Origin of the sequence: Tardiphaga sp., assembly GCF_044336785.1 — a bacterium.
Classification (GTDB): domain Bacteria; phylum Pseudomonadota; class Alphaproteobacteria; order Rhizobiales; family Xanthobacteraceae; genus Tardiphaga.
Window position 1 is genome coordinate 1 of record NZ_JBIIOT010000057.1, and the last position, 26,528, is coordinate 26,528.

The following is a 26,528-nucleotide window of genomic DNA, read 5'->3' on the forward strand; positions in this document are numbered from 1 at the left end:
TCGGCAAGCCGAATACCGGAATGGTGTTGCGCGAGGGCATGGTGTTCACCATCGAGCCGATGCTCAATCGCGGCCGCAGCAAGGTGCGCACGGAAGAGGACGGCTGGACGGTGGTGACCGAGGACGGCTCGCTGTCGGCGCAGTTCGAGCACACGGTGGCGGTGACGGCGAAAGGCGCGAAGGTGCTGACGCTGCGGGCGGATGAGAAGCGCTGACCATAGTCAGCCGCCATCCTAGTTCCGCCCCTCATCCTGTGGATGACGGCTGAAAGTGATCGAGGTGCCTCACCGTGCCGCGAGCCAGGACGTGCAAGGCGTCCCGCACGCGCGTCTTTCTGCATTTTGCACCGAACACCGCGTTGCCCTTGCGTCAATGTCTTGGCAGGCTGCGTCCATTCGATGGAATGGAGACTTCGTGGTGGCAAAGACAACGGTGAAGCGTCCAGCGGCGAAAGCGGCCAAGTCACGCAAGGTGAAAAAGACGGCGGCAGCCAAACGTCCGGCAGCGAAATCCAAGACAGCCAAATCGAAGACATCCAAAGCCAGATCGTCGTTCGCGGCAGCGCCGAAGGCGCGCCTGCCTAAGGGGCCGGTCTGGCAGTGGACCGCGGTGGAGACGGCTGCGGCGATCGGGTCTGGCGCCGTGTCGGCCGTTGAGGTCACCGAGGCGCAGGTCGCGCATATGCAGGCGGTCAATCCGAAGCTGAATGCGGTGGTGGTCGATCTGTCGGAGCAGGCGCTGGCGGCAGCGCGGGCGGCCGACAAGATGCGCAAGAGTGCGGACCGCGGCGCGTTGCATGGCGTGCCGATCACCATCAAGATCAATATCGACTTCGAAGGACAGGCCAACAGCAATGGCGTGCCGGCGCTGGCGAACCTTATCGCGCCGTCGGACTCGCCGGTGGTGCGCAATTTCAGGAGGGCCGGCGCCATCGTGCTCGGCCTCACCAACGCGCCGGAATTCTCCTTCCGCGCCTTCACCGACAATCCGCTCCACGGCCTCACGCAGAATCCGTGGAGCCCGGACATGACTTGCGGCGGCTCGTCGGGCGGCGCGGGATCGGCGGTGGCGGCAGGCATCGGCACCATCGCCCATGGCAACGACATCGGCGGCTCGCTACGCTGGCCGGCGCATTGCAACGGCATCGCGACCATCAAGCCGACCCAGGGCCGTATCCCCGCCTTCAACGAAAGTGCCGCGGTGGAACGGCCGCTGATGGCGCATCTGATGTCGGCGCAGGGACCGCTGGCGCGCAGCGTCGCGGATGTGCGGCTTGGTCTTGGCGTGATGAGCCAGCGCGATCCGCGCGATCCCTGGTGGGTGCCGGCGCCGCTGGAAGGGCCGAAGCCGAAAGGCCCGATCAAGGTCGCGCTGGCGAAAATGCCGGATGACATGAAAGTCGATCCGTCGGTGACCGCGGCGCTGCGCCAGGCCGCCGACCATCTGGAGCGCGCAGGTTATCGTGTCACCGAGGTCGAGGTGCCTGACATCAGCGGGGTCTGGCAGACCTGGTGCGACATCATCGCCAACGAGACCATGGTGCTGCAGGAAGCCAAGATGCTGGCGGTGACGTCCGACGACTTCCACAAGGCCTGGGCGGGCATCAAGGCGAAGGCTGGCACGCTCGATCTCGCGGCGTGGATGAATGCGACGGCGGCGCGCAGCACGCATATCCGGGCGTGGCAGATGTTCTTCGAGGATTACCCGGTGGTGCTGGCGCCGACCACGGTGCAGCCGACGCCCGGGCCGCGCGCCGATGTGGAAAGTGCCGAGCGCATCCGCGAGATCTTCTGGAACGACCTGCGGTTCATTTCGGCGATCAATGTACTGGGCCTGCCCGGCGCGGTGGTGCCGGTGGCGCTGCATGACGGCAAGCCGATCGGCGTGCAGTTGATCGCCGGGCGCTATCGCGAGGACCTGGCGCTGGATGCGGCCGCGGCGATCGAGAAGCGGGCGGGGATGCTGGTGCGGCAGCTGTGGGCGCGGGAGGGATAAGCGGCGCGCCGAGGCGTAGGATGGGGTGAGCGCAGGCGGATGAGAAGCGGTGATTACACTGTCTTGCTCATCGTAACTCCGTCCCTCATCCTGAGGAGCGCGCAAGGCGCGCGTCTCGAAGGATGGCCACGAACGCGGAGCCCGGACAGTTCATGGTTCGAGACGCGCGCGAGGATGCGCGCTCCTCACCATGAGGGACTGAGTTGATTGGCTTCGATCCTCACTCCTCTGGAATAAACCGCAACACGCCCGCCATGCGCTGTGGCTTGCCCGTGTCGTTTGGATGATTGACGCCGTCATTCACCGGCACTTCAACAAAATCGAACGGGCTCACGCCATCGAGGCAGGCGACATTGACGGCAAACGACGTCTGGTCCGATCGCCGCTGATGATGCGTATAGACGCCGCAGCGCGCGCAGAAGAAATGTTCGGCGACGCCGGTGTTGAAGCGATAGCTCGAAAGCTGCTCCGCACCCTGCAGCACGTTGACCCCGCCTGCTGCCGTCATCACCATCACAGCGCCGCGCATGCGGCACATGGAGCAGGTGCAGCGGCGGACGGTGCTGAAGCCATCACTCAGCACCGCTTCGAAACGCACGGCGCCGCAATGGCACTGGCCGGCGCGCAGTCTCGTGTCACTCGCCATGCAGTCTGCATCCCCTGTCTCAGTCACGTTGATGTCTTAGCGACCTCAGCGCCATGTGTGAACCGAGGCGACGTCATCGCGCGTGCAACTCCGCGAGATATTCCCGCAGCAACGCCGCGCGCTTCGGCCGGAAGCTCGTGCCGGTCCGTTGCGGCTCGCCGATCCGCTCCAGCCGGAACATGCGGAAGGCTTTGCGCAGACAGCAACAGGCGAGCAGCGTCAGTGCGCGCTCGGAATAGACGATGGCGAGCGGCCAGATCTCGCGCGTGCTGACGCGGCCGGCCTGGTCGGTATAGGAGATCGCCAGCGCCTGTTCGTGCCAACAGGCGTTGCGGATGAGGTCGATGTCAGGCGCCAGCGTCTCCGGCGCATCGGGCCGATAGACCTGCGAGATCGCGTGAAACAGATGCTGCTCGCGATCATCCGGCAGCGTGGCGGCGACCTTGGCCAAAACCGCTTCGGCGGCGCGGGCGAGCGCGGGATCGCCCATATGCTTCACCTGCGCCATGCCCAGCACGATCGCCTCGATCTCGTCGCGCGAAAAGGTTTGCGGCGGCAGCGCATAGTCCTCGGTCAGCCGATAGCCATAGCCGCGCTCGCCATCGATGCGGGCTCCGGCGGCGCGCAGGCTGTCGATGTCGCGATAGAGCGAGCGTTGCGAGACGCCGGTTTCCTCCGCCAGCCGCGCGGCCGTCACCGGCGCGGGCAGCGTGCGCATCGCCTGGAGGAGCCGGAAAAGGCGATCGGAGCGGGCCAAATCTTCCTTCCGGAAATGATGTCCTACTGTCGGAAACTGTCAGGAGGGCAGGGCTATAGCAGCGGGCATCCAATCAAGCAAAGGAGCCCGTGATGGCTGTGACGACCACGACCCACCTGAATTTCCGCGGCAATGCGCGCGAAGCGCTCGTCTTCTATCAATCCGTGTTCGGCGGCGAGGTGATGCTGTTCACCTATGCGCAGGCCGGTCAGGCGGAGGATCCGGCCGATACCGATCAGGTGATCTGGGGGCAGGTGGCTGCCGCGAACGGCTTTCGTGTCATGGCCTATGACGTGCAAGCGCGGATGGCGTGGAATCCCGGCGAGCGGGCATTCTTCGTCTCGGTGCGCGGCGACGGCGCGGACGAGATCACGCGCCATTGGGACAAACTGTCGGAAGGCGCGACCATCGTGCAGCCGCTCGGGCCATCCGGCTGGTCGCCGCTTTACGGCATGCTGACCGATCGCTTCGGTATCACCTGGGTGATGGATGTCGAGATGGCGCGCGCGGCGTAGAATCCGGCGTCAGATATCGCGGGCCAGTTCGTCCGGCCGGCGTTGCTGCGGCGCGCCGAGCACGGCGATGCAAAGGCCCAAAAAGGCCAGACCGATAAAATCGACGACGAGATTTCCAAACATGACAACCCCCTTGCAATATGTCCGGAGATTGCCGAGTTCCCGCTTAAGCACTTCTTAATGCGCGTTACCGGGGTCTTAACATGGTTAATTCCGATACGGCGCTAGCGCACGCGGGCTTGCGTCGTCCGCGGCATCGGGATCTCCGCCTTCAGCGCGGTTTCGCCCTGGGGGGTGATGCGGTAGCGCGCCATGCTGCCTGGGGTGGATTCGATCCAGCCCTTCTGGATCATATTGGCCAAGGTCTTCTGCCCGGCAGGCAGCAGATGCGTGGCCGGCAATTCCGGCGCAGCGCAAAGCTTCTGCAACGCGGTACGCTCGATGTAATGGGGAAGGTGGGGGGCGCGTGCTGGCATGTCGGGGTGATGCAGTTCCGGGGACACGAAGGGCGCAATAGGAGAGCTACGGGGACGCAGCGCCGGCGGTTTCAATCGGTCTCAACGCAGCCGAGTCCGGTCCGTTCCCGAGAAATTAGCCGCCGCCGTGCTGCCACAGGATTGCCGCAAGAAATTTGGCGTTTGCGGAGGTTTCGGCAGGTATCCGCTTGGGGCAAACTTGCGGCCGTTGCGGCAACACAGAGGCATCGCCCATAAAAAATGGCCGGGACTGCGCCCGGCCATGATCGTTCTGAGTGCGTGAAAAACCGCCTCAGCTCTTCAGCAGCGGTGTGATCTTCTTGGAGAATTCGTCAAAGGTCTGCTCGCCGCGCAGCATCTCGCCATTGATGAAGAAGGTCGGGGTCGAATTGACCTTGAGAACTTCATTGGCAAACTTCTGGTCAGCTGCGATCTTGTCGAGCAGCGCCTGGTCCTTCAGGCACTCTTCCACCTGCTGCTGGCTGAGGCCGGCCTGCTTGCCGATACGGGTCAGCGTCTCGGCGGTGTTCTTCATCACCCATTCGTTCTGCTGCTTGAACAGCATATCGACCACGGCAAAATACTTGCCGGCATCATCCTTGGCGATGCAGCGCGACAGCATCGAGCCGGCGGCAGCCTTGATGTCGAGCGGGAATTCGCGGAACACGTAGCGAATCTTGCCGGTGTCGATGAATTCGGTCTTGATCTTCGGAAACACGGTCTCGTTGAAATTCGCGCAGTGGCCACAGGTCATCGAAGCGAATTCGACCACGGTGACGGCCGCATCCTTCGGGCCGAGTGCCATGTCCGGCAGCGACACCGGCTTGGCGACATCGGCCGCGGTCTGTGCGGAGGCTTCGGAGATCAGCCGCAGCGGCGACAGGCCGATGGCTGCGGCGGCGCCGGTCAAAGCGAGAGCGGCGGTGAATTCGCGGCGCGTGATGATCAAAGGACTGCTCCGAAGTGCGATTTGGCGCGAGAAAGGTTCGCTTCGCTAACTTGAAACCGCAAATGTGGCAAGCGGATGCCGGAACCCGATAGTGTTGGAATCCCTCAACTTCGCTTGATGGCAGCTCCAAGCCGCGCCAGGGCTTCTTTCAGCGCCTCGTCCTCGACCTCCGGCAAAGTCTCGGCCACCCTTGCAATGGCATTCGGGTCGATCGGCTTGATCTTGCGGCTGATCGATGCCCGCGACAGCGGGGCCTGGCGGAGCGCCAGTTTGCCGACTGCGTTCCAGCCAAAGAAGCGGTTCACCTTTTCCAGGATAATGTCCGACATATGCTGGATTTCCAGCGCCATCGGCCCTTCCACGCGCAGGATCAGGGTCGCGGCTTGCTGCGGCTGGCCATCCACCGGCCTTGGCCACTGGATCTTCAGTGGCTCGGAGAATTGCGCCACCTGGGTGCCGGCGATCTCGGCCCAGCGGGTCACCAGTTCGCGTGAGGCAAAGCCCTGTTTGGCATAGGCATCCGCAAACACGCCGCCGAGCAAGGCGGAGAGCGGTTTTGCGGAGATGAAGCCGGGCTTGTTCATGAACGGGCGATTTGGGTACATGTCGGCATGAGTCTATCAGCCCCTGCGAGCAGACGAAAGAAATCCGCGACCCCGGACGTCGGGCCGTTGGATAGCGGGGAAGCCGCCGCCACGCAGCGTCCCGCGCAAATCCTTGCCTGGTATGACCGCCATCGCCGCCGGTTGCCGTGGCGGGCTCTGCCCGGGGAGAGCGTCGATCCCTATCGGGTCTGGCTGTCGGAGATCATGCTGCAGCAAACCACCGTGCAGGCGGTGGGGCCCTATTTCATGAAGTTCCTCGATCGCTGGCCGACGGTGAGCGATCTCGGCCGGGCGTCGCAGGATGACGTGCTGCGGATGTGGGCCGGGCTCGGCTATTACTCCCGTGCGCGCAACCTGCACGCCTGCGCGGTCGCCGTGTTGCGTGACCATGGCGGTGTGTTTCCCGACACCGAGGAAGGCCTCCGGGCGCTGCCTGGCATCGGGCCCTATACGGCGTCTGCCATCGCGGCGATCGCTTTCGAGCGCCAATGCATGCCGGTGGATGGCAATATCGAGCGCGTCACGTCGCGGCTCTATGCTGTCGAGGAGGCGCTGCCGAAATCGAAGCCGACGATCGTGGCGCTGGCCGCGACACTGCTTGGGCCCTCACGCGCCGGCGACAGTGCGCAGGCGTTGATGGATCTCGGCGCCACTATTTGCACACCGAAAAAGCCGGCTTGTTCGCTCTGCCCGGTCAATGACAATTGCGCGGCGAGGGAGCGAGGCGATCAAGAGACGTTTCCGCGCAAGGCGCCGAAGAAGAGCGGGGTGCTTCGCCGCGGCGCGGCTTTCGTCGTCACGCGTCAAGGTGAATTGCTTGTGCGTACCCGCGCCGAGAAGGGCTTGCTCGGTGGCATGACGGAAGTGCCGACGTCGGACTGGCTCGCTGGCCACGACGATGCAGACGCCCTGGCTCAGGCGCCGGTGCTGAAAAGCGCGACACCGTGGCACCGCAAGGTCGGTGTCGTGTCGCACGTCTTCACGCATTTTCCGCTCGAGCTCGTGGTCTATACCGCAAGTGTGCCAGCGCGCGCGAAGGCGCCGGAAGGAATGCGCTGGGTGCCGATTGCGACGCTCGACGGTGAAGCGTTCCCCAATCTCATGCGCAAGGTCATTGCGCATGGACTGGATGATTAGGCGGCGCGAATGCCGCGTTCTTCGGTTGCCGGCATGACGAAGCAGCGATTGCGGCCGGTGTTCTTGGCGACATAGAGGCCCTGGTCGGCGCGTTCGATCATGTCCTGCACGTCGCGGTCGCTATCGGCGATCAGAGACACACCCACAGAAACCGTGGCCGAAAGACGTATCTCACCTTCGCCGATGATGGCGAGTTCGACGGCGCGGCGGATGCGGTCACCGAGCGCCTGCGCAGTACGCTCATCCGCCTCACGCAGCAGGACGACGAATTCCTCGCCACCGAAGCGCGCGGCGCGGTCGGTGCTCTTGATGTTGCTCTGGACGATCTCGGCGATCTTCTTGATGGCGATATCGCCGACATGGTGGCCGTAGGTGTCGTTGATGACCTTGAAATGATCGATATCGATCATCAGCGTCGCGATGCTGCGCTTGTATCGCACGGCGAATTCCATCGCATCATTCGCCGCGACGATGAAGGAGCGGCGGTTCATCAGCTCGGTGAGATAATCGGTATCGGCGAGCCGCCGCAGCTTGCTGAGGTCGTCCTTGAATTGCAGCGCGTTCTCGGTGGCGCGCAGTTCGGCCTCCTTGGTGCGCTCTTCGGCAAAGCCGATGCGACGAAGCAGGGAGCGCAACGCCTGTGTCAGTTGCACCACTTCAAGCGAGCCGCGCTGACGCGGCAGCATGGATGGGCCAGAGGAACGGCCGATACGGTCTGCCTCCAATGTTATCGCGTGGATCGGATTCGAAATCCGTTGCGCGATCAGGAAGGCGAGGGCCATGCCGAACAGGCCAACGGCAGCGCCGATAAACAGGATGTTCTTCGCGGAGTGAACGGCTGCAGCGAGGGCCACATCGGCCGGCTGGCTCGCCGTGACGATCCAGTTCAGGCCCTGATATTCGCGATGTCCGTTACCGACGAAATACGCGGTCAGGCTGTTCTGCTCGCCCACTTTCTCAGCGAAAGTGCCGGCGCGTGTTTGCAGGATCGTGGCCAGCTTATCGCCGGCAAAGCGTGTCGTGTTCATGCCGTTGCCGACCAGGACCGTGCCGGTCTTCGAGACGACCGTCAATGTCGTATCGGATTCCTGATCGGTCGCTTCCGAACGTGCGATGACGGTTTGGGCCCATTGCCAATCGAGATGCGCGCCGAGCACACCGATCAGAACGCCGTCCGCGTTGCGAATGGGGAGTGCAATATCGACGAAGCGATGCGGTTCACCGTCGGCACGCTTGGCCAGAAGCGATGCCAGCAATGCGGCCTCGTGGACGTCACCAACCATGGGATCGTTCAGCCCGGTGCGAAACCATGGACGTTGCGCGACGGATGCTCCTTCGAGCATGCCTTTGGTCGCAGCGACGACCTTGCCATCCGGCTGCGCAAAGCCGATCCAGGCGAAATCGCTGAACGAACTCTGTAGTTGCTCAAGCGTCTTGCGCAAGGTGGAGTGATCGCCCTGCCATAGGCCTTGCAACAATTCGAGCTTCGAGAACAGGTGCACCTCTTGCTGACGGACTGCCATGTAGCGATCGAGCCGCTCGGCTGTGATGGAGGCGACAGCTGCGAGGCGCGTATTCACGAGTTCGGCCGTGTTGCGATAGCTGACAAGAGCGGCACCCGTGGCCAATGCGCCGACCAGCGCCACGATCATGACTGCAAATGCAATCGTAATATGCGCGCGGACCGTGAAGTGATCCTCGATGGCGCGGATGCGCTCGGCAACTTTACTGAGTAGGTGACGCATAACCAGGCCTTGGACTAACGAATAGCCGAGTCCTGACAGATGCGAATTGCCAATCCCTAACGGTACAAACCTGCCATGGGATCATGTTGAATCCCTGATGAATCGAGACGGTTGAATGCGCCTTAACGCGCGAGTTCCGTCATCCTGCGCTGGATAGTTGTGAGACCGGCGGCGCCGGCACGATGGGCGGCTTCGCGTTGAGCCCCTCGACCTGAAATCCGGCGACGCGCTTGTAATTGGCCGCGATATCCTCCAGTTCCTGTTGAGAAAGCACCTCGGTCACGACGCCATAGCCATTGGGCGCGCGTTCCTCGACGATCTGCATCACCTGTTCCGGACCATTCTTGCGGTTGAGCATCACGAGGTCGGTGGTGGCCGGCCGGCGCTCGGCTTCGTAGGCCTCGAGTGCAGCAGGGACTTCGCCATTTGCGAGAATTTCGCGCGTCAGCACGCGGGCGTCGAGGATGGCCTGCGAGGCACCGTTCGATCCGATCGGATACATCGGATGTGCGGCATCACCCATCAGCGTGACGCGGCCGAAGGTCCAGCGATCGACGGGATCGCGATCGACCAGCGGATATTCATAGGCATGCGGGCAATTGCGGATCAGGCCGGGCACGTCGAGCCAGTCGAATGTCCAGTTCTCGAACCAGGGCAGAAACTCGTCGAGCTTGGCCGTACGGTTGTAGTCCTCACGGCGCCACTGATAGGTCGGCGGCATATGCCGCTCTGCGATCCAGTTGACGTCGTAATCGCCGTTGGCATCCGGCGTGTTCGAGATCGGGTAGCAGACAAATTTCAGGATCTCGTGGCCGGCCATGATCATGGTGCGGCCGGTGAGGAAGGGTCTGCTCTTGGTGACGCCGCGCCAGAGAATGCGACCGTTCCAGATCGGCGCGCCCTCTTGCGGATAGAGCTTTTGCCGTATCGCGGAATGGATGCCATCGGCGGCGATCAGCAGCGTACCCTCATGGCTGCCGGCAGGCTCGCCGGTGGCGCGATCGATGAAATCGGCGCGGATGCCGTCATCGGTTTCGGTCCAGCCGGTGATGTGATGGCTGGTCAGCACATTGTCGGCGCCAAGGCGTTCGATCGCGGTATCGAGCAGGATCTGCTGCAGCGTGCCGCGATGAATCGAAAACTGTGGCCACTTATAGCCAGCCTCCATGCCACGCGGTTCGCTCCAGATCGGCTTGCCGGTCTTGGAGAAGTAAGCGAGTTCGCGGGTGCGTACGCCGGCGGCATCAAGCTTGTCGTGCAGACCGAGCTCCATGAGTTCGCGCACCGCATGGGGCAGCACATTGATGCCGACACCGAGAGGCTTCAAGGCGGACACGCTTTCGAACACGCGGCATGGAATGCCGATCTGATGCAGGCTGAGCGCCAATGTCAGGCCGCCGATGCCGCCGCCAGCGATGAGAACGGTCATGATGTTGCCTCCCCCTTGATTTGCGTGAGGTCATCGCATGGGACCGCCGGCGGGGGCAACCGGATTGCCGCGTAGCGAACGGGCGCCCGATCGGGCTGACGCATGGCCGGCATGGTGGATGAAGCCTTAACGCAAAATTCAGGCGCATTCCCCTAATACCGTTAGCATTGTCATTTAGGTGAAGTGGTTCAGGGCCAAAGATGTCCCATCAGATCAAACCGACCGGCCGCGAGACGTTTTTTCCGGCGTCCGAGTTGATTGTATCGAAGACGGATCTCAAAGGTCGCATGACCTATGTGAACCGTTTGTTCTGCAAGATGGCCTGCTATAGCGAGGCCGATCTGATCGGCCAGCCACACAGCATGATCCGCCATCCGGATATGCCGCGCAGCGTCTTCAAGCTGCTGTGGGACACCGTCGAGGCAAAACGCGAAATCTTCGCTTTCGTGAAGAATATGGCGGCCACGGGTGACCACTACTGGGTGTTTGCGCATGTGACGCCGTCCTACGATCTGCAGGGCAAGCTCATCGGCTATCATTCCAATCGCCGCGTGCCGTCGCCCGATCTGATCAGGACCACGATCGCGCCGCTCTATGCCGAGGTGCTCGCCATCGAGAAACGGCATGTCAACGGCAAGGAATCGCTTGCCGCAGGCTTCAAGGCCCTCACTGATTTCGTTGCATCCCAGAAAGTCAGCTATGACGAACTTATGTTTTCTTTCCCGCGCGCAGCTTAGCACGCTCGTCGTCATCGCCGGCTTGGTGCTCGGGCTGGCGTTGCAATTCGCTGGCTTCTCGACCGTCGCCATGGTCACGCAAGGCATTGCGCTTGCGGCGGCGGTGCTGGCTCTGGTGCTGATGGGCAAGACCGCGAAACTGATCGAGAAAGGGCGCATCGCTTGCGAGCGCATCGCGCAGGGCGATTTCGAAGCGCGCATCCTGGATATTCCCGTGCGCGGCGTCACCGGCGAGCTGCTGCACAGCATCAACGACATGATCGACGGCTGCGATGCCTTTGTTCGTGAGTCGACGGCTGCGATGGCTGCCCTCAACGACAACAAATATTATCGCCGGATCCTGCCGGGCGGGCTGCATGGCGGCCTCCTGCAGGGCGCCAAGGCAATGAACGCAACCACCGACAAGATCGCCGATCGCATCGTGCAGTTCGAGAAGCAGACCGCAGAGCTGGAAGCTGCGGTGGGCGGCATCGTTTCCGCACTCGATAGCGGTGCGGCCGAGATGAACGGCACTGCCGGCAATCTGCGCACCGGCGCATCCTCGTCATTGTCGCGCGTCACGTCGGTGGCTGCGGCCTCCGAACAGGCCGCGGCGAATATGCAGTCGGTGGCCTCGGCGACGGCGCGGTTGTCGTCGAGCGCCAGTGAAGTCGGCGCCGACGTCAATCGTTCGGCCGCCATTGCCGGCCGCGCCGTGGAGCGCGTGGCGGATGCTGCAGGCAATGTGGACGTGCTGCGCCATGTGGCAGCGCGCATCAGCGAGGTGGTCACCTCGATCAATGCCATCGCCAGCCAGACCAATCTGCTGGCGCTGAATGCGACCATCGAGGCCGCGCGCGCCGGCGATGCTGGCCGCGGCTTTGCTGTCGTGGCACATGAAGTGAAGGCGCTGGCGACGCAGACGGCGAATTTCACGGCCGAGATCGAAAAGGAAATCGGCCAGGTGCAGTCGGCGACCGACAAGGTGAGCGCGTCGATCAACGAGATCGGCACCGTGATCGCCGAGGTCAATGAGATCACAGGCAAGGTCGCCGGAGCCTCGGAGGCGCAGTCATCGGCGACGGCGGATATTGCGCGCAATATCGACGAAGCCTTTGCGGTGGTCCGCGAGATCTCGGCCAACATCCAGTCGCTGGCCGAGACCGCCAAGAGCACCGAGCAACTCGCCACCTCGACCATGGAGGCCTCGGACGACCTGTCGTCGCAATCGGGACTGCTGACGCGAAAGATTCGCGGCTATCTCGGCCAGGCGCGCGAAAGCCTAGTGCATCAGGCGGCAGTGGCCTGATCGTCGTGAGGATCGACTGAAAACGCTGGCGCCCTGTGCGCCGGCGTTTTGTTGGAGCGATGCCGTAGGGCTGCGTCCATCAAAACAAAAAGAGCCGGACCAAATCAGGCCCGGCTCTTGCGATGATATCGCGATATGCAGCGTTTAGCTTGCGCCCATCTCGCTGCGGATCTCGGCGCGGAGTTCGTCGATCAGACGCAGACCCTTCTTGGTCTCCACATGCCAGAACGTCCAGCCATTGCAGGCGGCGGCACCCTGGGCCATGGCGCCCATGCGGTGGATCGAGCCGACCTTGTCGCCGAACATGATGGCGCCATCCGCACGAACCAGAGCGCCGTGGCGCTTCTTGGCATCGACGAGCTTGGTGCCGGGCGAGATCAGCCCGCGTTCGACCAGTTCGGCGAAGGCAACACGTGGCGCACTGCGGGCCGTCATGAACGGGGCGAGTGTCGCTTCCGGCAGCGGCTCGATCGCAGCGATCCGCGCTTCGGCCGCCTTGGCATAGACGCGGTCGCGTTCGAAGCCGATATAGGAGCGGCCGAGCCGCTTGGCGACGGCGCCGGTGGTGCCGGTGCCGTTGAACGGATCGATCACGAGATCGCCGGGCTTGGACGATGACAAAAGCACGCGTGCGAGCAGGCCTTCCGGCTTCTGGGTCGGATGCACTTTCTTGCCGTCGCCGCCTTTCAGGCGTTCGTCGCCGGTGCAGAGCGGGATCAGCCAGTCGGAGCGTGCCTGCACGTCGTCATTGGCGGCTTTCAGCGCTTCGTAATTGAAGGTGTAACCCTTCGCTTTCTCGTCGCGTGCGGCCCAGATCATGGTCTCATGCGCATTGGTGAAGCGCCGGCCACGAAAATTCGGCATCGGGTTCGACTTGCGCCAGACGATATCGTTGAGGACCCAGAAGCCGAGGTCCTGCATGATCGCGCCGACGCGGAAAATATTGTGATAGGAGCCGATCACCCACAGAGTGGCGGACGGCTTCATGGCACGCCGGGCAGCAAGCAGCCAGGCACGCGTAAAGTCGTCATAGGCCGCGAATGACGAGAACTTGTCCCAGTCATCAGTGACGGCATCCACATGGGAATCGTCAGGGCGTTTCAGATCGCCCTTCAGTTGCAGGTTGTAGGGCGGATCTGCAAACACCAGATCCACCGAACCAGCCGGCAGTTTTGACATCTCGGCGACGCAATCGCCAACGACGATACGATGCTCGAGGGCAGACTCTAGTTGTGTGCGGGACGTCCTGAGGGACGCCCCGCTACGCGAACCAACCATGACTCAATTACTCTGACTCAGGCGACGCTGTCGGCGACGCGGGACTAAACAACCGACTGACCGGTAATGTGAACGGGCAAAGTAAAAATCGACTTAACTGGTAATGGAATCGCGCTAGGCAAGTTTTGCCGGGCAGGCTAATGCTTATGCTTAACGTGATGGAAAGATTGCGCTGTTTGCGCGTTATGCTGCGGTCTCTTTCAATTGTGTCCCGCAATTGGTTCAAACGCTGCGAATTGAAATGAAGGAATTGCCCGATGCGTTACGATGACTTCCGTCGCAGCGACAATATCGACGACCGTCGCGACGATGATGGCGGTGGTTATGGCGGCGGCGGTGGTGGCGGTTTTGGCATTCCCGGCGGTGGGGGCGGTCTCGGCATCGGCACGGTGCTCGTGCTCGGCCTTGTCGGCTGGGCGCTCGGCATCGATCCGCGCTTGCTCATATCAGGCGCAGAGATTCTCACCGGCGGCGGGCAGGCGCCGACCTATCAGACCGATCGCCGCTCATCGCCACCGAAGTCGGGCGCACCGACGGATGAAGTGGGCAGCATGATCTCCGGCATTCTCGGCGAGATCGATGATCGCTGGACCGAGATTTTCCGCGAGAGCGGCCAGAAGTATACGGGCGCGCAGATCGTGCTGTTCCGCAACGCCACCAATGGCGGTCGCTGCGGTCGCGCGCAGTCAGCAATGGGGCCTTTCTATTGCCCGCCGGACAGGAAGATCTATCTCGACACCAGCTTCTTCCGTCAGGTTGAAACCAAGTTTCGCGGCTGCTCGGGCAATGCGTGCAAGTTCACCACGGCCTATATCATTGCGCATGAAGCCGGCCATCACGTGCAGAACCTGCTTGGTATCATTCCGAAAGTGACGCAGGCGCAGGAGCGCGCCGGCAGCAAGGCCGAAGCGAATAACCTTCAGGTGCGTGTCGAGCTGCAGGCGGATTGCCTGTCCGGCATCTGGGTCAATCGCGAAGAGAAGAAGCGTCCCGGCTTCCTCGAAGCCGGCGACATCGACGCCGCGCTGCAGACCGCAGCAGCCATTGGCGATGATACGCTGCAGCGTCAGGCGCAGGGCCGCGTGGTGCCGGACTCCTTCACTCACGGCTCGGCCGCACAGCGCAAGCGCTGGTTCATGGTCGGCTATCAGCAGGGGACGATCCAGGCCTGCAATACGTTCGGGACGAATCAGCTCTAATTCAGCCTGATCCGATCCAGGTCGATGCATGAGGCGCTGATCCGGCGCTTCCTGCATGGACGATCCGAAACCGGAGTTGCTTTCATGTCTCTTGATGACGCCAAGGCCTTCGTCCCGCTCAGCATCGCTGTGCTGACGATTTCGGACACGCGTTCGCTCGATGACGACAAATCCGGCACGACGCTGGCGGACCGGCTGACATCTGCGGGGCATGTGCTGGCCAAGCGCGAGATCGTCACCGACGATGTCGAGGCGATCCGCGCCGTGGTGAAATCATGGATCGCCGATCCCGGCGTCGATGCGATCATCACCACGGGGGGCACCGGCTTCACCGGCCGCGATGTCACGCCGGAGGCGATCGAGCCCTTGTTCGAAAAACGGATGGATGGTTTCTCCATCGCCTTCCATATGCTCAGCCACGCCAAGATCGGCGCCTCGACCATCCAGAGCCGTGCCACCGCAGGCACGGCTGGCGCCACCTTCATCTTCTGTTTGCCGGGCTCGCCGGGCGCCTGCCGTGACGGCTGGGATGGCATCCTCAATGCGCAGCTCGATTATCGCACGCGGCCGTGCAATTTCGTCGAGATCATGCCGCGGCTGGACGAGCATTTGCGCCGGCCGAAGGCGAAGGGCGCGTCAGCGTAAGACAAGGCACCGTTTGTCATCCCCCGCGAACGCGGGAGATCCAGTAGACACCGGCGGTCGTATTGATCATCTAAATGAGTGTTGACTGGATCGCCCGGTCAAGCCGGGCGCCGATAAGTGATATTGGTGGCTAGAGCGCCAACTCCCACGTCTCGCCCACCAGATTCTGCCCGAAACTGCGATGCGGTTCGCTCGCGACCAGCTTGAATCCCGACTGCTCATAAATCTTTCGCGCGGCAAACAAATTGCTCTGCGTCCATAACGTGATTTTTCGATAGCCGCACTGCCGCGCAAACCCGACCGCTTCTGCGGTCAGTCGACGCCCGAGGTTTTGTCCGCGTGCGACGGGATCGATGATCAAGAGCCGGATTTTCGCAACATCGTCCGATGCCTTGACCAGGAAGATAGAGCCGACCGGCGCACCGTCCATCTCCGCGATCCAGCAACGCTCGCGCGATGGATCAAGGGCCGCGAGATACTTCGCGACGATATCGGCCACCAGCCCCTCGAAGGAGGCGTCGTAACCGTATTCGGCTGCATAGAGCGCGCCGTGGCTCTGCACGACCCAGCCCATGTCGCCGGGGCGCGGGCTGCGCAGCGTTGCCTGCGATGCTTCGTTCCCGCCGAGCAGTGTCTCGATCGTTGTCATCGCCTGCACCACGCGTGGCGCGTGGTTGCCGAGTGCATCGAGCATCACGGCCGCCTGATCATGCGAGCCGCGATTGAGCCGTCCGAAGGCGAGGCGGCCCTTGGCAGTCAGGCTGAGCCTGTATTGCCGCCGATCGACCGGCGACGACTTTCGCACGACGAGGCCCTTGTCGTCGAACGCCTTCAGGATGCGGCTGAGATAGCCGGCGTCGAGCTTGAGCCCGGTGCCGATGTCCTTGGCCGATTGGCCGTCCTGGTTGGCGAGCTCGTAAAGCACGCGCGCTTCAGTCAACGAATAGGGGCTTTCCAGCAATTGCTGATCCAGCACGCCAAGATGCCGCGTGTAGAAGCGGTTGAAGGCGCGGACGGCGGCGACGGGATCGGAGGGCTGGGACATGGTTGCCAGTGTCAATCAATTGATTGACTTTGGCAAGTATATTTGCGGTGCTTTCTTGCTTGTCATCCGCCGCGCAAGCAGGGGGAATCCGGTAAACTGAGATTTCAACGATCAGTCGGGAAGCCAGTGTTTACTGGGTTGTCCCGGTCAAGCCGGGCAATGACAGTGGAGTTTGTGGCCTATGCCACCATCATGATCCGGCTGCGCAACATCGTGCGTGATGCCCGCCCGAGCTGGCGCAGCAGCTTCGCCTCGGCCCGGCTGGCATCGGCATGGCCGCCGAGGCGCTCATAGTGGTCCCGCGCAATGAGCAGGCCCTGATCCGCCTTGGGGCCCGAGACCTTGCGGATGAAATGCTTCACCTCATCGCGAAAGCCGGTCTCGTCGTAAGGCGAGCGGGCATAACGGAAGATGCCGGCGCGCGGGCGATCGCTGGCGCTGATACGCTGGATGAATTGCTGAGTCTCCTCGATCCAGCCGCTGTCCAGCACCGCACCGGCATGAAGAAACATCAGCCAGGGCGAGCGTGCAGCCTTGGCACCGGCGGCCATCGCCGCGGCGCGTGAGCCCGTTGAGGTGAGGTAGCCGCAGCCGGCCACATCGGCGACGCGCTCGATCACATCGGTGCTGGCGCGATCGACCAGCAGCACCTCGCGGATCACGCCGGCAGCGGCGCCCGGCACCAGCGCCGCCAGAGTGGCGACCGCGGGCTGTTCGACACCGTCGGTTGAGATGATCACGCTCAGCATGGATGTGGATATTACCTCAAAGCCAGTGCGGCAGCGTTATCATTTCGTCATAGTGAAAGCAGCCACTGATGCTAGTCATGGCTAAGACGGCGCATGTGGGCAAACGATTTTCCTGCGGGTTTGTTCTTGATATGTTCTGAAGAGGTGCTAGCCTAGCTGCATGAATCAGAACGCCGCAGCCCAGATGCCGACTGCTCCCGTGTCCGAAATCGCGGGACTGCCATCGCCGTTTCCGGCGATCGAGATTGCGATCGACCGCCAGCGGCGGCGCGGTCGCGGCGCCCAGACCAATGACAGCGGGCGTTTTGAGAAGGAGGCTCGCGTCGCCTTCGACGATGGGTGGCAAAGCCTCGACGATCTGCCGCCGTTCAAGACGACGGTGGCGGTGGATACGGCGCGCAAGGTGATCACGCGCAACGAATCGCCGGATATCGGCTTCGACCGTTCGATCAATCCCTATCGTGGCTGCGAACATGGCTGCGTCTACTGCTTCGCGCGGCCGACCCATGCCTATCTCGGCCTGTCGCCGGGGCTGGATTTCGAATCCAAACTGTTCGTGAAACCCGATGCGCCGGCATTGCTCGAGAAGGAGCTGGCGGCGGCAGAATATGAACCGAAGATGATCGCGATCGGCACCAATACCGATCCGTATCAGCCCATCGAGCGCGAACGCCAGATCATGCGCGGCATTCTCGAAGTGCTGGAAAAGACGGGGCATCCTGTCGGTATTGTCACTAAATCGGCATTGGTGGTGCGCGACATCGATATTCTCGCGCGGATGGCCAAGCGCAATCTCGCCAAAGTGGCGCTGTCGGTGACATCGCTGGATCCGAAGCTGGCGCGCACCATGGAGCCGCGCGCATCGACGCCGCCGAAACGGCTGGAGGCGCTGCGGCAGCTCTCGGAAGCGGGCATCCCGACCACCGTGATGGTGGCGCCGGTGATCCCGGCGCTGAATGACAGCGAGATCGAGCGCATCCTCGATGCCGCCGCCCATGCCGGCGTCAAGGAAGCGAGCTATGTGCTGCTGCGCCTGCCGCTGGAAGTGCGCGATCTCTTCCGCGAATGGCTGATGGCGAATTATCCGGATCGCTACCGCCATGTCTTCACGCTGATCCGTGAGATGCGCGATGGCCGCGATTACGACTCGCAATGGGGCACACGCATGAAGGGCACCGGTCCGATGGCCTGGATGATCGGCCGCCGCTTCGAGGTCGCCTGCGCCAAGCTCGGCCTCAACAAGAAGCGCGTGAAGCTGACGCTCGATCATTTCGCGAAGCCAGCCGGCGCCGGCCAGCAACTGAATTTGTTCTAGGTGCTTGGAAGTTTACTCCTGAAGGTCTCGCAATCTTGGGAGCAACTCGGGGGAGGGGCGCAGACCGGAAACCAGAGCCGGCCTGCGACCCCTTCTCCGCTTTTTGCGTCGAGTGTGACGGAGGACCGAGATGACGAACAATGATCGTCCCAAACTGGTGCCGCGCCTGACCGTGGTCACGCTTGGCGTCTACGACATTCGCCGTAGCATCGCCTTCTACCAGGCGCTCGGCTTCGCCCGAAAGGCCAAGGAGACCGGGGAGGCCATCGCCTTTTTCGACACCGGCGCCAGCCTGCTGGCGCTGTTTCCATGGGATCAACTGGCCGACGATGCCAACATGCCCGACCAGCCGCGCCCGCAGGCGTTTCGTGGCACGACCATGGGCTGGAACTGCCGCTCACCCGAGGAAGTTGATGAGGTGCTTGCATTTGCCGTCTCCTGCGGCGCAACGCTGATCAAGCCGGCGCATAAGACGGATTACGGTGGTTATTCCGGCTATTTCGCCGATCCCGACGGGCATGCCTGGGACGTGGTTGTGGCACCAGGCATCGAGGTCGGCGACGACCGGCGGGTGCATCTGTCCGATTAGACGGCTTGGATAGCGGGCAAGGTTTCTGGTTCCCGGTTGCGCCAGTGGAGCCAGATGCGCACGATCCCTTCATGATTCGGGATATCAAAACCAAGCCGGCCAAAAAGGCCTCGCCAAAGGCGGCAGCCGCCAAGCTGCGCAAGCCAATCGTCGTTGGGGCACCCAGCTTCAAGCGCGAGCGCGCGCTGCTGAAGCAGGGCATCTGGCCCGTCGCTGGCTGCGATGAAGCCGGCCGCGGGCCATTGGCCGGGCCGGTGGTGGCCGCTGCGGTGATTCTTGACCCCAAGCGCATTCCCAAGGGCCTCGACGATTCCAAGAAACTGACTGAAGCCAAACGCGAGGAGCTGTTCGAGGAAATCTGCGCGACGTCGTCCTTTGCCGTCGCCTATGCCTCGCCGGCCCGGATCGATCGCGACAACATCCTGAGGGCCTCGCTTTGGGCGCTGGCGCGCGCCGTCGCCTCACTGCCGGAAGTGCCGAAGCATGTCTTTGTCGACGGACGCGACAAGATTGACACCACGGCGGCCTGCGAAGCCGTGATCGGCGGCGATGCGCTGGTGCTATCCATCGCTGCTGCCTCGATCATCGCAAAGGTCTCGCGCGACCGGTTGATGTGCCGGCTGGCAGAGGAGTGCCCAGGCTACGGTTTCGAGATTCATAAGGGCTATGGCGTCCCGCAGCACCTCAAAGCGCTGAACGAGCTCGGCCCCAGTCTTCACCATCGCAGCCTGTTCGCCCCGGTGGTCGCCGCCCGCCTCCGCCGCGAAACGATCGTCGTCGAGACCGAAATCGTCACGCTGCAAGCGACCCTCGACCTCTCCGCCTGATCGACCGTGGTTGCCTGAACGGGCCGCCCGCCGTATCACCTGTGGCTACTGTCATTCGCGGGCCGGTCCGGACGTTCATGCGCTTCACTTCCCTGATCGTCGAACTGATCCGCGCCCGGCCGCGGCTGGTGTTCTGGATCGTGGTGCTGTGCCAGGCGCTGCTCTGGCTGGTGGTGCCGCTGCTGCTCTATCGCGGCCCGCCCGGCGATCTCGCCACCGTGCTCGCCTATGGCCGGGAATATCAGGTCGGCACCGAATTCGGCCCGCCGCTGGCCTATTGGCTCGCCGATATCGCCCTCCGCGCTGCCGGCAATCACATCTTTGGCGTCTATCTGCTGGCGCAGATCTGCGCTGTCCTCATGTTCCGCGCGGTCTACCAGCTCGGCCGCCATATCGTTGGTGGCCCGCAGGCCGTGATCGCGGTGCTGCTGACCATGACGGTCACGGCCTTCAGCACGCCGGGGATCGAATTCGGTCCGCTGGTGCTGGCCCGTCCGCTCTGGGCGATGTTTCTCCTGCACGCTTGGCTGGCCATCGGGCAGGGGCGCCGTAGCGCTTGGTTTGCTTTGTCCATCGAAGCCGGCCTCCTGTTGCTGACCACGCCGCAGGCCATGTGGCTGTTGCCGCTGCCATTGCTGTTCGGCCTTGCCACCACGCGCGGCCGGCGCAATCTCACCTCGCTCGATCCGTTTTTCGCGGTGGTCGTCATCGCCGTGCTGGCGCTGCCTTATGCGGCATGGGTGATCCGCTCCGGCGTCAGCGTTTTGCCGCCCGTGCCGGTGCTCACCGATCTCGTCGGCAAGGCCGAGCAATGGGGCGTGCGACTGGCCTGGCTCGTGGCGGCTACCGCTGGCGTGTTGGTGCTGACGGCCATGAACTGGCGCCGCCTTGTCCCACCCGGTGAGGATGCTCCGACAATCTTCCGGCCGCCGGTCGATGCGACAGCGCGGGGCTATGTCTATTTCTTCGCGCTCGCGCCGGCGCTGCTCGGCAGCCTGTTCGCTGCTCTCTATGATCGAAGCAATGTCGTCGGCGGCACGGGCATTGCTCTGGTCATGTCCGGCCTCGCGGTGGTCGTCGCTTCCGGCAATCTGATTGCGCTGCGGCGCCAGCGCGTGCTGCGCAAGGTGTGGGCTGCAGCCATCGTCGCACCAGCGCTCGCGGTGCTCGCCAATATCGTGGTGTTTCCATGGGTCGAGGGCCCGGAAGATCGCACGGCATTGCCGGCGCGCGAGATCGGTCGATTCTTTGGCGAGAATTTCGAGCGCCGCACAGGGCAGAAGCTGGTCGCCGTTGCCGGCGATCAGCAGCTTGCCGCACTGGTCGGCATGGGCGCGTCGCGGCCGCATGTGCTGAACGACGCGCAGCCCGAACGCACGCCTTGGACCACGCAAGCGAAGTTCATGGAAACCGGTGGCGTCGTCATCTGGCGCGCGACGGACACGGTCGGCACGCCGCCTGCGCATCTAGCTGCGCGCTTTCCGGGTCTGGTGGCGGAAGTGCCGAGGGCATTTGATCGGCTGATCAATGGCAGTCGGCCAGTGCTGCGGGTGGGCTGGGCAATCGTGCGGCCGAAATAGCTCCGTCCCTCATGGTCAGGTGGCGCGCAGCGCCGTCTCGAACCATGAGATCACCGGGCTCTGAGATTGCGGCCATCCTTGGAGACGCCGCTCTGCGGCTCCTCAGGTGAGGGCGGAGTGTTAGTTTGCCGTCTCCAGCGCCTTCGCCACCGACCGCAGATCGATCCAGGTCAGCCGCTTGTAAGACGGCGAACGCAGCAGATAGGCCGGGTGGAAAGTCGCGATCGCTTTGATCTTCCGCGTGCCCGTATCGTAATCCACCCAGCGCCCGCGCGACTTCATGATGCCGTCGCGGGTCTGCAGCAGCGTCTGGGTCGAGGGATTGCCCAGCGTCACCAGGATATCCGGATTCACCAGTTCGATCTGGCGCTGGATGAAGGGCAGGCAGATCTGCGTCTCCTGCGGCGTCGGGGTGCGGTTGCCCGGCGGGCGCCATGGAATCACATTGGCGATGTAGACCGCGGTGCGATCCAGCCCGATCGCCTTCAGCATCAAATCGAGCAATTTGCCGGAACGACCGACGAAGGGCAGGCCCTCGATGTCCTCGTCGCGGCCGGGGGCCTCGCCGACAAACATGATGCGCGCCTGCGGATTGCCGTCCGAAAACACCAGTCGGGTTGCGGTGCCTTTCAGCGCACAACCGTCAAAAGCTTCCAGCATCCCGCGCAGGGCGTCCAGCGTCGGGGCGGTGCGCGCCGCCTCGCGGGCGGCGGCCACGGCGACATCGGGCGCCACTTCGGTCTTGATCGGCGGCGCCGGCCGCGGTGCCGTCGTTGGCATGCCAGTCAATGGCGGACGCTTGGGCGCTGCCTGGACAGGGGCATGCAGCCCGATATCGTCGTCCAGCAGCCGGTTGACCGGCTCATCCATGAGGGCGCAATCGACCCCGGCCTCCAGATAGAAGGCGAGCAGCTGCGCGACGGTGGGGGCGGGCTCTGGCATCATGGCGATGCCCACAGGTATGCCAGCATCCGGGCCGGACCGCCACCCGCGGCAACGGCCCCTGTGCATTTCGGTGGTTGTTCTTCCGTCAAAAATCGGAAACAACAGCCCTTAGAAGCGTTCTGAACGGGTTGGAAACGGGTCTGAGATCAAGATTATGAGCACTGAAGAACTTCCGCCGCGCGAGAGTATGGAATTCGACGTCGTGATCGTCGGCGCGGGGCCGTCCGGCCTGTCGGCTGCGATCCGGCTGAAGCAGCTCAATGCGGATCTGACCATCGTTGTGGTCGAGAAGGGTTCCGAGGTCGGTGCCCACATCCTGTCGGGCGCGGTGATCGATCCCGTCAATCTCGACAAGCTCATTCCGGATTGGCGCGAAGATCCGGATTGCCCGCTCAAGACCCAGGTCAAGGACGACCAGTTCATCCTGACCAGCGAGACCGGCGGCATTCGTCTGCCGAACTTCATCAACCCGCCATTGATGAACAATCATCACTGCTACATCACCTCGCTCGGCATGGTGTGTCGCTGGCTCGGCGCCAAGGCCGAAGCGCTCGGCGTTGAGATCTATCCGGGCTTCGCCGCTGCCGAGACTCTGTACGACGACAATGGCGCCGTGCGCGGTATCGCCACCGGCGACATGGGCATCGGCCGCGATGGCAAGCCGAAGGATTCATTCACCCGCGGCATGGAACTGCTCGGCAAATACACGCTGTTCGCCGAAGGCGCGCGTGGTTCGCTGACCAAGGAGATCATCGCCAAGTTCCAGCTCGACAAGGATTGCGAGCCCGGCAAGTTCGGCATCGGTCTCAAGGAAATCTGGCAGATCGATCCGGCCAAGCACAAGAAGGGCCTGGTGCAGCACACGCTGGGCTGGCCGCTCGACGACCAGACCGGTGGTGGCTCGTTCCTGTATCACTATGACGACAACCTCGTGGCTGTCGGCTTCGTGGTGCATCTGAACTATCAGAACCCTTATCTCTATCCGTTCGAGGAATTCCAGCGGATGAAGACCCATCCGATGATCCGCGATACTTTCGTCGGCGCCAAGCGCCTGGCCTATGGCTCGCGCGCGATCACCGAGGGCGGTTATCAGTCCGTGCCGAAGCTGGTGTTCCCCGGCGGCGCGCTGATTGGCTGCGCCGCGGGCTTCGTCAACGTGCCGCGTATCAAGGGCGTGCATAATGCGATGGGCACTGGCATGCAGGCCGCCGAGCATGTGGTCGCCGCGCTGGCCGCTGGCCGCGCCAATGACGAACTCACCGACTACGAAAACGGCTGGCGCAGTTCGTCGGTCGGCCAGGACCTCTATAAGGTCCGCAACGTCAAGCCCTTCCTCTCGAAGTTCGGTAACCGCATCGGCATGCTGTTCGCCGGCTTCGACATGTGGTGCAACACGCTCGGCTTCTCGCTGTTCGGCACCCAGTCGCATGCCAAGCCGGATCGCAAGACGCTGAAGCCGGCGAAAGATTACAAGCCGATCCCGTATCCGAAGCCCGACGGCAAGATCACCTTTGATCGTCTGTCCTCTGTGTTCATGTCGAACACCAATCACGAGGAAGACCAGCCGATCCATCTGAAGGTGGCCGACATGGCGCTGCAGAAGTCGTCGGAACATGACGTCTTCGCGGGCCCGTCGAATCGCTATTGTCCGGCCGGTGTTTATGAGTGGGTCGAGGAAGGCGCCGAACCGCGCTTCCAGATCAATGCGCAGAACTGCGTTCACTGCAAAACCTGCGACATCAAGGACCCGAACGGCAACATCACCTGGACCTTGCCCGAAGGCGGCGGCGGTCCGAATTACGAGGCGATGTAGTTTCCCTCGCCCCGCTTGCGGGGAGAGGGTGGCCGCGCGAAACGCGGTCGGATGAGGGGACTGTCCGTGGGCTCGGAGTGCTTGGAGAACCCCCTCACCCGCCACTGCTTCGCTGCGCTCAGCCGCGGCGACCTCCCCCCGCAAGCGGGGCGAGGCAAGAAGCATCACCCCGGCGTGACCCGTCTCGTCACGATCCCGCCACACTGAAAGCGTTTGCAGGCATATTGGCGCAATCCGGTCGCCCGAACCTGACAGGCTCCCTTGGTGCATCTGCGCCCCCGATCCTTGCGAATGCCGGCCAAAAGCGGCATTGTCGCGTTGCGCACTGTTGCCGGGTCGGCAGCGCATTCGGGCCTGTCTCGCCATTCTGATCGCGTTTGTGCTCGAACTTCCGCCCGCAACTGCCCAATAATCTTCGGAGCTAGGCGAACTTGATGTTGTCCTCCCGTTTCAACCGCTTGACGCTCGCTGCCGCCACGCTCGCCGTTCTGGCGCTGCCGGCGCAGACCTTCGCTCAGACCCCGGATCATGCCGGCGATAGCGCCGCGCAGTTCCCGACTGCGAAGGACCTGCGGCAGATGACGACCGCCGGCAGCTATCTGGCCGCGCGTCACGCCAGTGTGGAACGCGATGCCACCTCGGCTGCGGCGTTTTACCGCTCCGCGCTGCGCACCGACCCGAAGAACAACGAACTGCTCGATCGCGCCTTCATCTCCTCGCTCGCCGATGGCGATATCGACGAGGCGGTGAAGCTCGCCGAGCGCATCCTGATCATCGATAAGTCGAATCGCGTGGCCCGCCTCGTGGTCGGCGTGCGCGATCTCAAGGCGAAGAAATACGCGGCTGCGCAGACCAACATCAATCAGTCGGTGCGCGGCCCGATTACCGATCTCGTCGCCACACTGCTTGGCGCATGGGCAAGCTACGGCGCCGGTGACACCAAGCAGGCCATTGCCAATATCGACAAGCTGGCCGGCCCGGAATGGTATCCGATCTTCAAGGACTTGCATGCCGGCCTGATCTTCGATCTTGCGGGCAAGCAGAAAGACGCCGGCGCGCGCTATGAGCGCGCCTTCAAGCTCGATGACTCCGCGTTGCGCGTGGTCGATGCCTATGGCCGCTGGACGTCGCGCAACAAGGACGATGCGGCGGCACTCGCCGTCTACGAGACATTCAACAAGAAGCTCGCCCGCCATCCGCTGGTGCTGGAAGGCATCCGCGAGACCAAGGCTGGCAAGAAGCTGCCGGCCCTGGTGGACAACCCGCAGGCCGGCGCCGCCGAAGCCCTCTATGGCATCGGCGCTTCGCTGACCCGCCGCGGCGGCGAAGACCTCGCACTCGTTTATCTGCAGCTCGCGCTGTACCTCAAGCCGGATCACTCGCTGGCGCTGTTGTCACTCGCGGATCTCTATGAGTCCGTGAAGAAGCCGGCCATGGCCATCAAGGTCTATGAGCGCATGCCGGCCAACTCGGCCCTGAAGCGCAATGCGATGATCCAGCAGGCGACCAATCTCGACGCCGCCGATCGCAGCGACGAGGGCATCAAGATCCTGAAGGACGTGACCGCCAGCGATCCGAAGGATCTCGAAGCGATCATGGCGCTCGGTAATATCGAGCGCGCCCGCAAGAAGTTCGCCGATTGCGCCGACACCTATACCAAGGGCATCGACGTCGTCGCCGCCAACCAGGACAAGCCGAACTGGGTCTATCATTATTTCCGCGGCATCTGCCTCGAGCGCTCCAAGCAGTGGGCCAAGGCCGAAGTCGACATGAAGAAGGCGCTGGAGCTGCAGCCGGAGCAGCCCCATGTGCTGAACTATCTCGGCTATTCCTGGATCGACCAGGGCATCAATCTCGACGACGCCATGAAGATGATCAAGCGCGCGGTCGAGCAGCGCCCGGATGACGGCTACATCGTCGACTCCCTCGGCTGGGCCTATTATCGCATCGGCAATTACGAGGACGCCACCAAGCATCTCGAACGTGCCATTGATCTGAAACCGGAAGATCCGACCATCAACGACCATCTCGGCGATGCCTATTGGCGCGTCGGTCGCAAGCTGGAAGCGCGCTTCCAGTGGCAGCACGCCAAAGATCTGAAGCCGGAAGCCGAAGAGCTGCCGAAGATCGAAGCGAAGATGCAGAAATGCGTGCCGCTGGATAGCGGCGACAAGCCGGAAGGCTGCGCATTGAACGAGACCACCCCGGCTGCGGCTTCGGCTGACAAGCCCGAGGTGAAGAAAGACAGCGATAAAGGCGGCTAG

Annotated in this window: 25 protein-coding genes; 14 read left to right on the forward strand and 11 right to left on the reverse strand. The window is 63.0% G+C overall.

All coding sequences use genetic code 11. The features are described 5' to 3' along the window. Positions 1-215: M24 family metallopeptidase (locus ACIQ2A_RS16540; protein WP_398481117.1), on the forward strand; the 215-nt coding region annotated here is incomplete at its 5' end. Positions 216-372: 157 nt separating this feature from the next. Continuing rightward, on the forward strand, positions 373-1,995 hold the full coding sequence (locus ACIQ2A_RS16545; protein ID WP_398481119.1) for an amidase: 1,623 nt from the start codon (positions 373-375) through the stop codon (positions 1,993-1,995). Between the two features lie 220 nt (positions 1,996-2,215). On the opposite strand, the gene ACIQ2A_RS16550 is transcribed toward ACIQ2A_RS16545, so the two are convergent. Continuing rightward, on the reverse strand, positions 2,216-2,641 hold the full coding sequence (locus tag ACIQ2A_RS16550; RefSeq protein WP_398481121.1) for a GFA family protein: 426 nt from the start codon (positions 2,639-2,641) through the stop codon (positions 2,216-2,218). Between the two features lie 73 nt (positions 2,642-2,714). Beyond that, the gene (locus ACIQ2A_RS16555) at positions 2,715-3,398 is read right to left on the reverse strand and encodes a helix-turn-helix transcriptional regulator (protein ID WP_398481123.1); all 684 of its coding nucleotides are present in this window, start codon (positions 3,396-3,398) and stop codon (positions 2,715-2,717) included. A gap of 92 nt (positions 3,399-3,490) precedes the next feature. On the opposite strand from ACIQ2A_RS16555, the gene ACIQ2A_RS16560 reads away from it, so the two are divergent. Further along, the gene (locus ACIQ2A_RS16560; RefSeq protein ID WP_398481125.1) at positions 3,491-3,913 is read left to right on the forward strand and encodes a VOC family protein; all 423 of its coding nucleotides are present in this window, start codon (positions 3,491-3,493) and stop codon (positions 3,911-3,913) included. Between the two features lie 224 nt (positions 3,914-4,137). Here ACIQ2A_RS16560 and ACIQ2A_RS16565 read toward each other — a convergent pair whose 3' ends face one another. The 3 genes from ACIQ2A_RS16565 to ACIQ2A_RS16575 form a co-directional block, all read right to left on the reverse strand. Continuing rightward, positions 4,138-4,389: a hypothetical protein gene (locus tag ACIQ2A_RS16565; protein WP_398481127.1), complete on the reverse strand. Its 252-nt coding sequence runs from the start codon at positions 4,387-4,389 to the stop codon at positions 4,138-4,140. Positions 4,390-4,681: 292 nt separating this feature from the next. Then, positions 4,682-5,338 (reverse strand): DsbA family protein, encoded by a 657-nt coding sequence (locus ACIQ2A_RS16570; protein ID WP_398481129.1) that lies wholly within the window; start codon positions 5,336-5,338, stop codon positions 4,682-4,684. Positions 5,339-5,442: 104 nt separating this feature from the next. Further along, entirely contained in the window at positions 5,443-5,922 is a 480-nt protein-coding gene (locus ACIQ2A_RS16575; RefSeq protein ID WP_398481181.1) for a DUF721 domain-containing protein, read from the reverse strand. A gap of 27 nt (positions 5,923-5,949) precedes the next feature. Here ACIQ2A_RS16575 and mutY point away from each other — a divergent pair, with 27 nt between their 5' ends. Continuing rightward, a complete protein-coding gene (mutY, locus tag ACIQ2A_RS16580; protein WP_398481131.1) occupies positions 5,950-7,080 on the forward strand; it encodes an A/G-specific adenine glycosylase in 1,131 nt (376 codons plus the stop codon). Here the strand turns inward: mutY and ACIQ2A_RS16585 are convergent. Continuing rightward, entirely contained in the window at positions 7,077-8,825 is a 1,749-nt protein-coding gene (locus ACIQ2A_RS16585) for a diguanylate cyclase (RefSeq protein ID WP_398481134.1), read from the reverse strand. The two genes, mutY and ACIQ2A_RS16585, sit on opposite strands and share 4 nt — an antisense overlap. Positions 8,826-8,964: 139 nt before the next feature. After that, positions 8,965-10,254, reverse strand: coding sequence for a flavin-dependent oxidoreductase (locus ACIQ2A_RS16590; protein ID WP_398481136.1), 1,290 nt, complete (start codon positions 10,252-10,254; stop codon positions 8,965-8,967). A gap of 200 nt (positions 10,255-10,454) precedes the next feature. Between ACIQ2A_RS16590 and ACIQ2A_RS16595 the strand changes: the two genes are divergently transcribed. After that, positions 10,455-10,991, forward strand: coding sequence for a PAS domain-containing protein (locus tag ACIQ2A_RS16595; RefSeq protein WP_398481138.1), 537 nt, complete (start codon positions 10,455-10,457; stop codon positions 10,989-10,991). Then, positions 10,954-12,279, forward strand: a complete 1,326-nt coding sequence (locus tag ACIQ2A_RS16600) for a methyl-accepting chemotaxis protein (protein WP_398481140.1) — start codon at positions 10,954-10,956, stop codon at positions 12,277-12,279. The genes ACIQ2A_RS16595 and ACIQ2A_RS16600 overlap by 38 nt, the downstream gene beginning before the upstream one ends. A 144-nt stretch (positions 12,280-12,423) precedes the next feature. Here ACIQ2A_RS16600 and ACIQ2A_RS16605 read toward each other — a convergent pair whose 3' ends face one another. Beyond that, on the reverse strand, positions 12,424-13,557 hold the full coding sequence (locus ACIQ2A_RS16605) for a site-specific DNA-methyltransferase (protein ID WP_398481142.1): 1,134 nt from the start codon (positions 13,555-13,557) through the stop codon (positions 12,424-12,426). A 257-nt stretch (positions 13,558-13,814) separates the two neighbouring features. Here ACIQ2A_RS16605 and ACIQ2A_RS16610 point away from each other — a divergent pair, with 257 nt between their 5' ends. Further along, the gene (locus ACIQ2A_RS16610; protein WP_398481144.1) at positions 13,815-14,756 is read left to right on the forward strand and encodes a neutral zinc metallopeptidase; all 942 of its coding nucleotides are present in this window, start codon (positions 13,815-13,817) and stop codon (positions 14,754-14,756) included. Between the two features lie 84 nt (positions 14,757-14,840). Further along, positions 14,841-15,401: a molybdenum cofactor biosynthesis protein B gene (gene moaB, locus ACIQ2A_RS16615; RefSeq protein ID WP_398481146.1), complete on the forward strand. Its 561-nt coding sequence runs from the start codon at positions 14,841-14,843 to the stop codon at positions 15,399-15,401. A 130-nt stretch (positions 15,402-15,531) separates the two neighbouring features. Here the strand turns inward: moaB and ACIQ2A_RS16620 are convergent, their stop codons facing one another. Both ACIQ2A_RS16620 and ACIQ2A_RS16625 read right to left on the reverse strand, forming a co-directional pair. Further along, positions 15,532-16,446: a GNAT family N-acetyltransferase gene (locus ACIQ2A_RS16620; protein WP_398481148.1), complete on the reverse strand. Its 915-nt coding sequence runs from the start codon at positions 16,444-16,446 to the stop codon at positions 15,532-15,534. Between the two features lie 179 nt (positions 16,447-16,625). Beyond that, the gene (locus ACIQ2A_RS16625; protein ID WP_398481150.1) at positions 16,626-17,195 is read right to left on the reverse strand and encodes a glycosyltransferase; all 570 of its coding nucleotides are present in this window, start codon (positions 17,193-17,195) and stop codon (positions 16,626-16,628) included. A gap of 160 nt (positions 17,196-17,355) precedes the next feature. Here ACIQ2A_RS16625 and ACIQ2A_RS16630 point away from each other — a divergent pair, with 160 nt between their 5' ends. The 4 genes from ACIQ2A_RS16630 (at position 17,356) to ACIQ2A_RS16645 (ending at position 21,506) form a co-directional block, all read left to right on the forward strand. Beyond that, positions 17,356-18,510, forward strand: a complete 1,155-nt coding sequence (locus tag ACIQ2A_RS16630; RefSeq protein WP_398481152.1) for a PA0069 family radical SAM protein — start codon at positions 17,356-17,358, stop codon at positions 18,508-18,510. A 130-nt stretch (positions 18,511-18,640) separates the two neighbouring features. Beyond that, on the forward strand, positions 18,641-19,099 hold the full coding sequence (locus ACIQ2A_RS16635) for a VOC family protein (protein WP_398481154.1): 459 nt from the start codon (positions 18,641-18,643) through the stop codon (positions 19,097-19,099). A 71-nt stretch (positions 19,100-19,170) separates the two neighbouring features. After that, entirely contained in the window at positions 19,171-19,926 is a 756-nt protein-coding gene (locus ACIQ2A_RS16640; protein WP_398481156.1) for a ribonuclease HII, read from the forward strand. A 77-nt stretch (positions 19,927-20,003) separates the two neighbouring features. Next, on the forward strand, positions 20,004-21,506 hold the full coding sequence (locus ACIQ2A_RS16645) for a glycosyltransferase family 39 protein (protein ID WP_398481158.1): 1,503 nt from the start codon (positions 20,004-20,006) through the stop codon (positions 21,504-21,506). 120 nt (positions 21,507-21,626) lie between these two features. Here ACIQ2A_RS16645 and ACIQ2A_RS16650 read toward each other — a convergent pair whose 3' ends face one another. Continuing rightward, positions 21,627-22,451 carry a uracil-DNA glycosylase family protein gene (locus ACIQ2A_RS16650; protein ID WP_398481160.1) on the reverse strand — a complete coding sequence of 275 codons (825 nt, stop codon included), beginning with the start codon at positions 22,449-22,451 and terminating at the stop codon, positions 21,627-21,629. 154 nt (positions 22,452-22,605) lie between these two features. Here ACIQ2A_RS16650 and ACIQ2A_RS16655 point away from each other — a divergent pair, with 154 nt between their 5' ends. Continuing rightward, positions 22,606-24,264, forward strand: a complete 1,659-nt coding sequence (locus ACIQ2A_RS16655) for an electron transfer flavoprotein-ubiquinone oxidoreductase (protein ID WP_398481162.1) — start codon at positions 22,606-22,608, stop codon at positions 24,262-24,264. 434 nt (positions 24,265-24,698) lie between these two features. Beyond that, positions 24,699-26,528, forward strand: coding sequence for a tetratricopeptide repeat protein (locus tag ACIQ2A_RS16660; protein ID WP_398481164.1), 1,830 nt, complete (start codon positions 24,699-24,701; stop codon positions 26,526-26,528).

Bases quoted from the DNA above. Each gene is read 5' to 3' on its own strand.
- ACIQ2A_RS16545 (WP_398481119.1), top strand. From the start codon at position 373: ATGTCTTGGCAGGCTGCGTCCATTCGATGGAATGGAGACTTCGTGGTG.
- ACIQ2A_RS16550 (WP_398481121.1), bottom strand. From the start codon at position 2,641: ATGGCGAGTGACACGAGACTGCGCGCCGGCCAGTGCCATTGCGGCGCC.
- ACIQ2A_RS16560 (WP_398481125.1), top strand. From the start codon at position 3,491: ATGGCTGTGACGACCACGACCCACCTGAATTTCCGCGGCAATGCGCGC.
- ACIQ2A_RS16565 (WP_398481127.1), bottom strand. From the start codon at position 4,389: ATGCCAGCACGCGCCCCCCACCTTCCCCATTACATCGAGCGTACCGCG.
- ACIQ2A_RS16575 (WP_398481181.1), bottom strand. From the start codon at position 5,922: ATGAACAAGCCCGGCTTCATCTCCGCAAAACCGCTCTCCGCCTTGCTC.
- mutY (WP_398481131.1), top strand. From the start codon at position 5,950: ATGAGTCTATCAGCCCCTGCGAGCAGACGAAAGAAATCCGCGACCCCG.
- ACIQ2A_RS16585 (WP_398481134.1), bottom strand. From the start codon at position 8,825: ATGCGTCACCTACTCAGTAAAGTTGCCGAGCGCATCCGCGCCATCGAG.
- ACIQ2A_RS16590 (WP_398481136.1), bottom strand. From the start codon at position 10,254: ATGACCGTTCTCATCGCTGGCGGCGGCATCGGCGGCCTGACATTGGCG.
- ACIQ2A_RS16595 (WP_398481138.1), top strand. From the start codon at position 10,455: ATGTCCCATCAGATCAAACCGACCGGCCGCGAGACGTTTTTTCCGGCG.
- ACIQ2A_RS16600 (WP_398481140.1), top strand. From the start codon at position 10,954: ATGACGAACTTATGTTTTCTTTCCCGCGCGCAGCTTAGCACGCTCGTC.
- ACIQ2A_RS16605 (WP_398481142.1), bottom strand. From the start codon at position 13,557: ATGGTTGGTTCGCGTAGCGGGGCGTCCCTCAGGACGTCCCGCACACAA.
- ACIQ2A_RS16610 (WP_398481144.1), top strand. From the start codon at position 13,815: ATGCGTTACGATGACTTCCGTCGCAGCGACAATATCGACGACCGTCGC.
- moaB (WP_398481146.1), top strand. From the start codon at position 14,841: ATGTCTCTTGATGACGCCAAGGCCTTCGTCCCGCTCAGCATCGCTGTG.
- ACIQ2A_RS16620 (WP_398481148.1), bottom strand. From the start codon at position 16,446: ATGTCCCAGCCCTCCGATCCCGTCGCCGCCGTCCGCGCCTTCAACCGC.
- ACIQ2A_RS16625 (WP_398481150.1), bottom strand. From the start codon at position 17,195: ATGCTGAGCGTGATCATCTCAACCGACGGTGTCGAACAGCCCGCGGTC.
- ACIQ2A_RS16630 (WP_398481152.1), top strand. From the start codon at position 17,356: ATGAATCAGAACGCCGCAGCCCAGATGCCGACTGCTCCCGTGTCCGAA.
- ACIQ2A_RS16635 (WP_398481154.1), top strand. From the start codon at position 18,641: ATGACGAACAATGATCGTCCCAAACTGGTGCCGCGCCTGACCGTGGTC.
- ACIQ2A_RS16640 (WP_398481156.1), top strand. From the start codon at position 19,171: ATGATTCGGGATATCAAAACCAAGCCGGCCAAAAAGGCCTCGCCAAAG.
- ACIQ2A_RS16645 (WP_398481158.1), top strand. From the start codon at position 20,004: ATGCGCTTCACTTCCCTGATCGTCGAACTGATCCGCGCCCGGCCGCGG.
- ACIQ2A_RS16650 (WP_398481160.1), bottom strand. From the start codon at position 22,451: ATGATGCCAGAGCCCGCCCCCACCGTCGCGCAGCTGCTCGCCTTCTAT.
- ACIQ2A_RS16655 (WP_398481162.1), top strand. From the start codon at position 22,606: ATGAGCACTGAAGAACTTCCGCCGCGCGAGAGTATGGAATTCGACGTC.
- ACIQ2A_RS16660 (WP_398481164.1), top strand. From the start codon at position 24,699: ATGTTGTCCTCCCGTTTCAACCGCTTGACGCTCGCTGCCGCCACGCTC.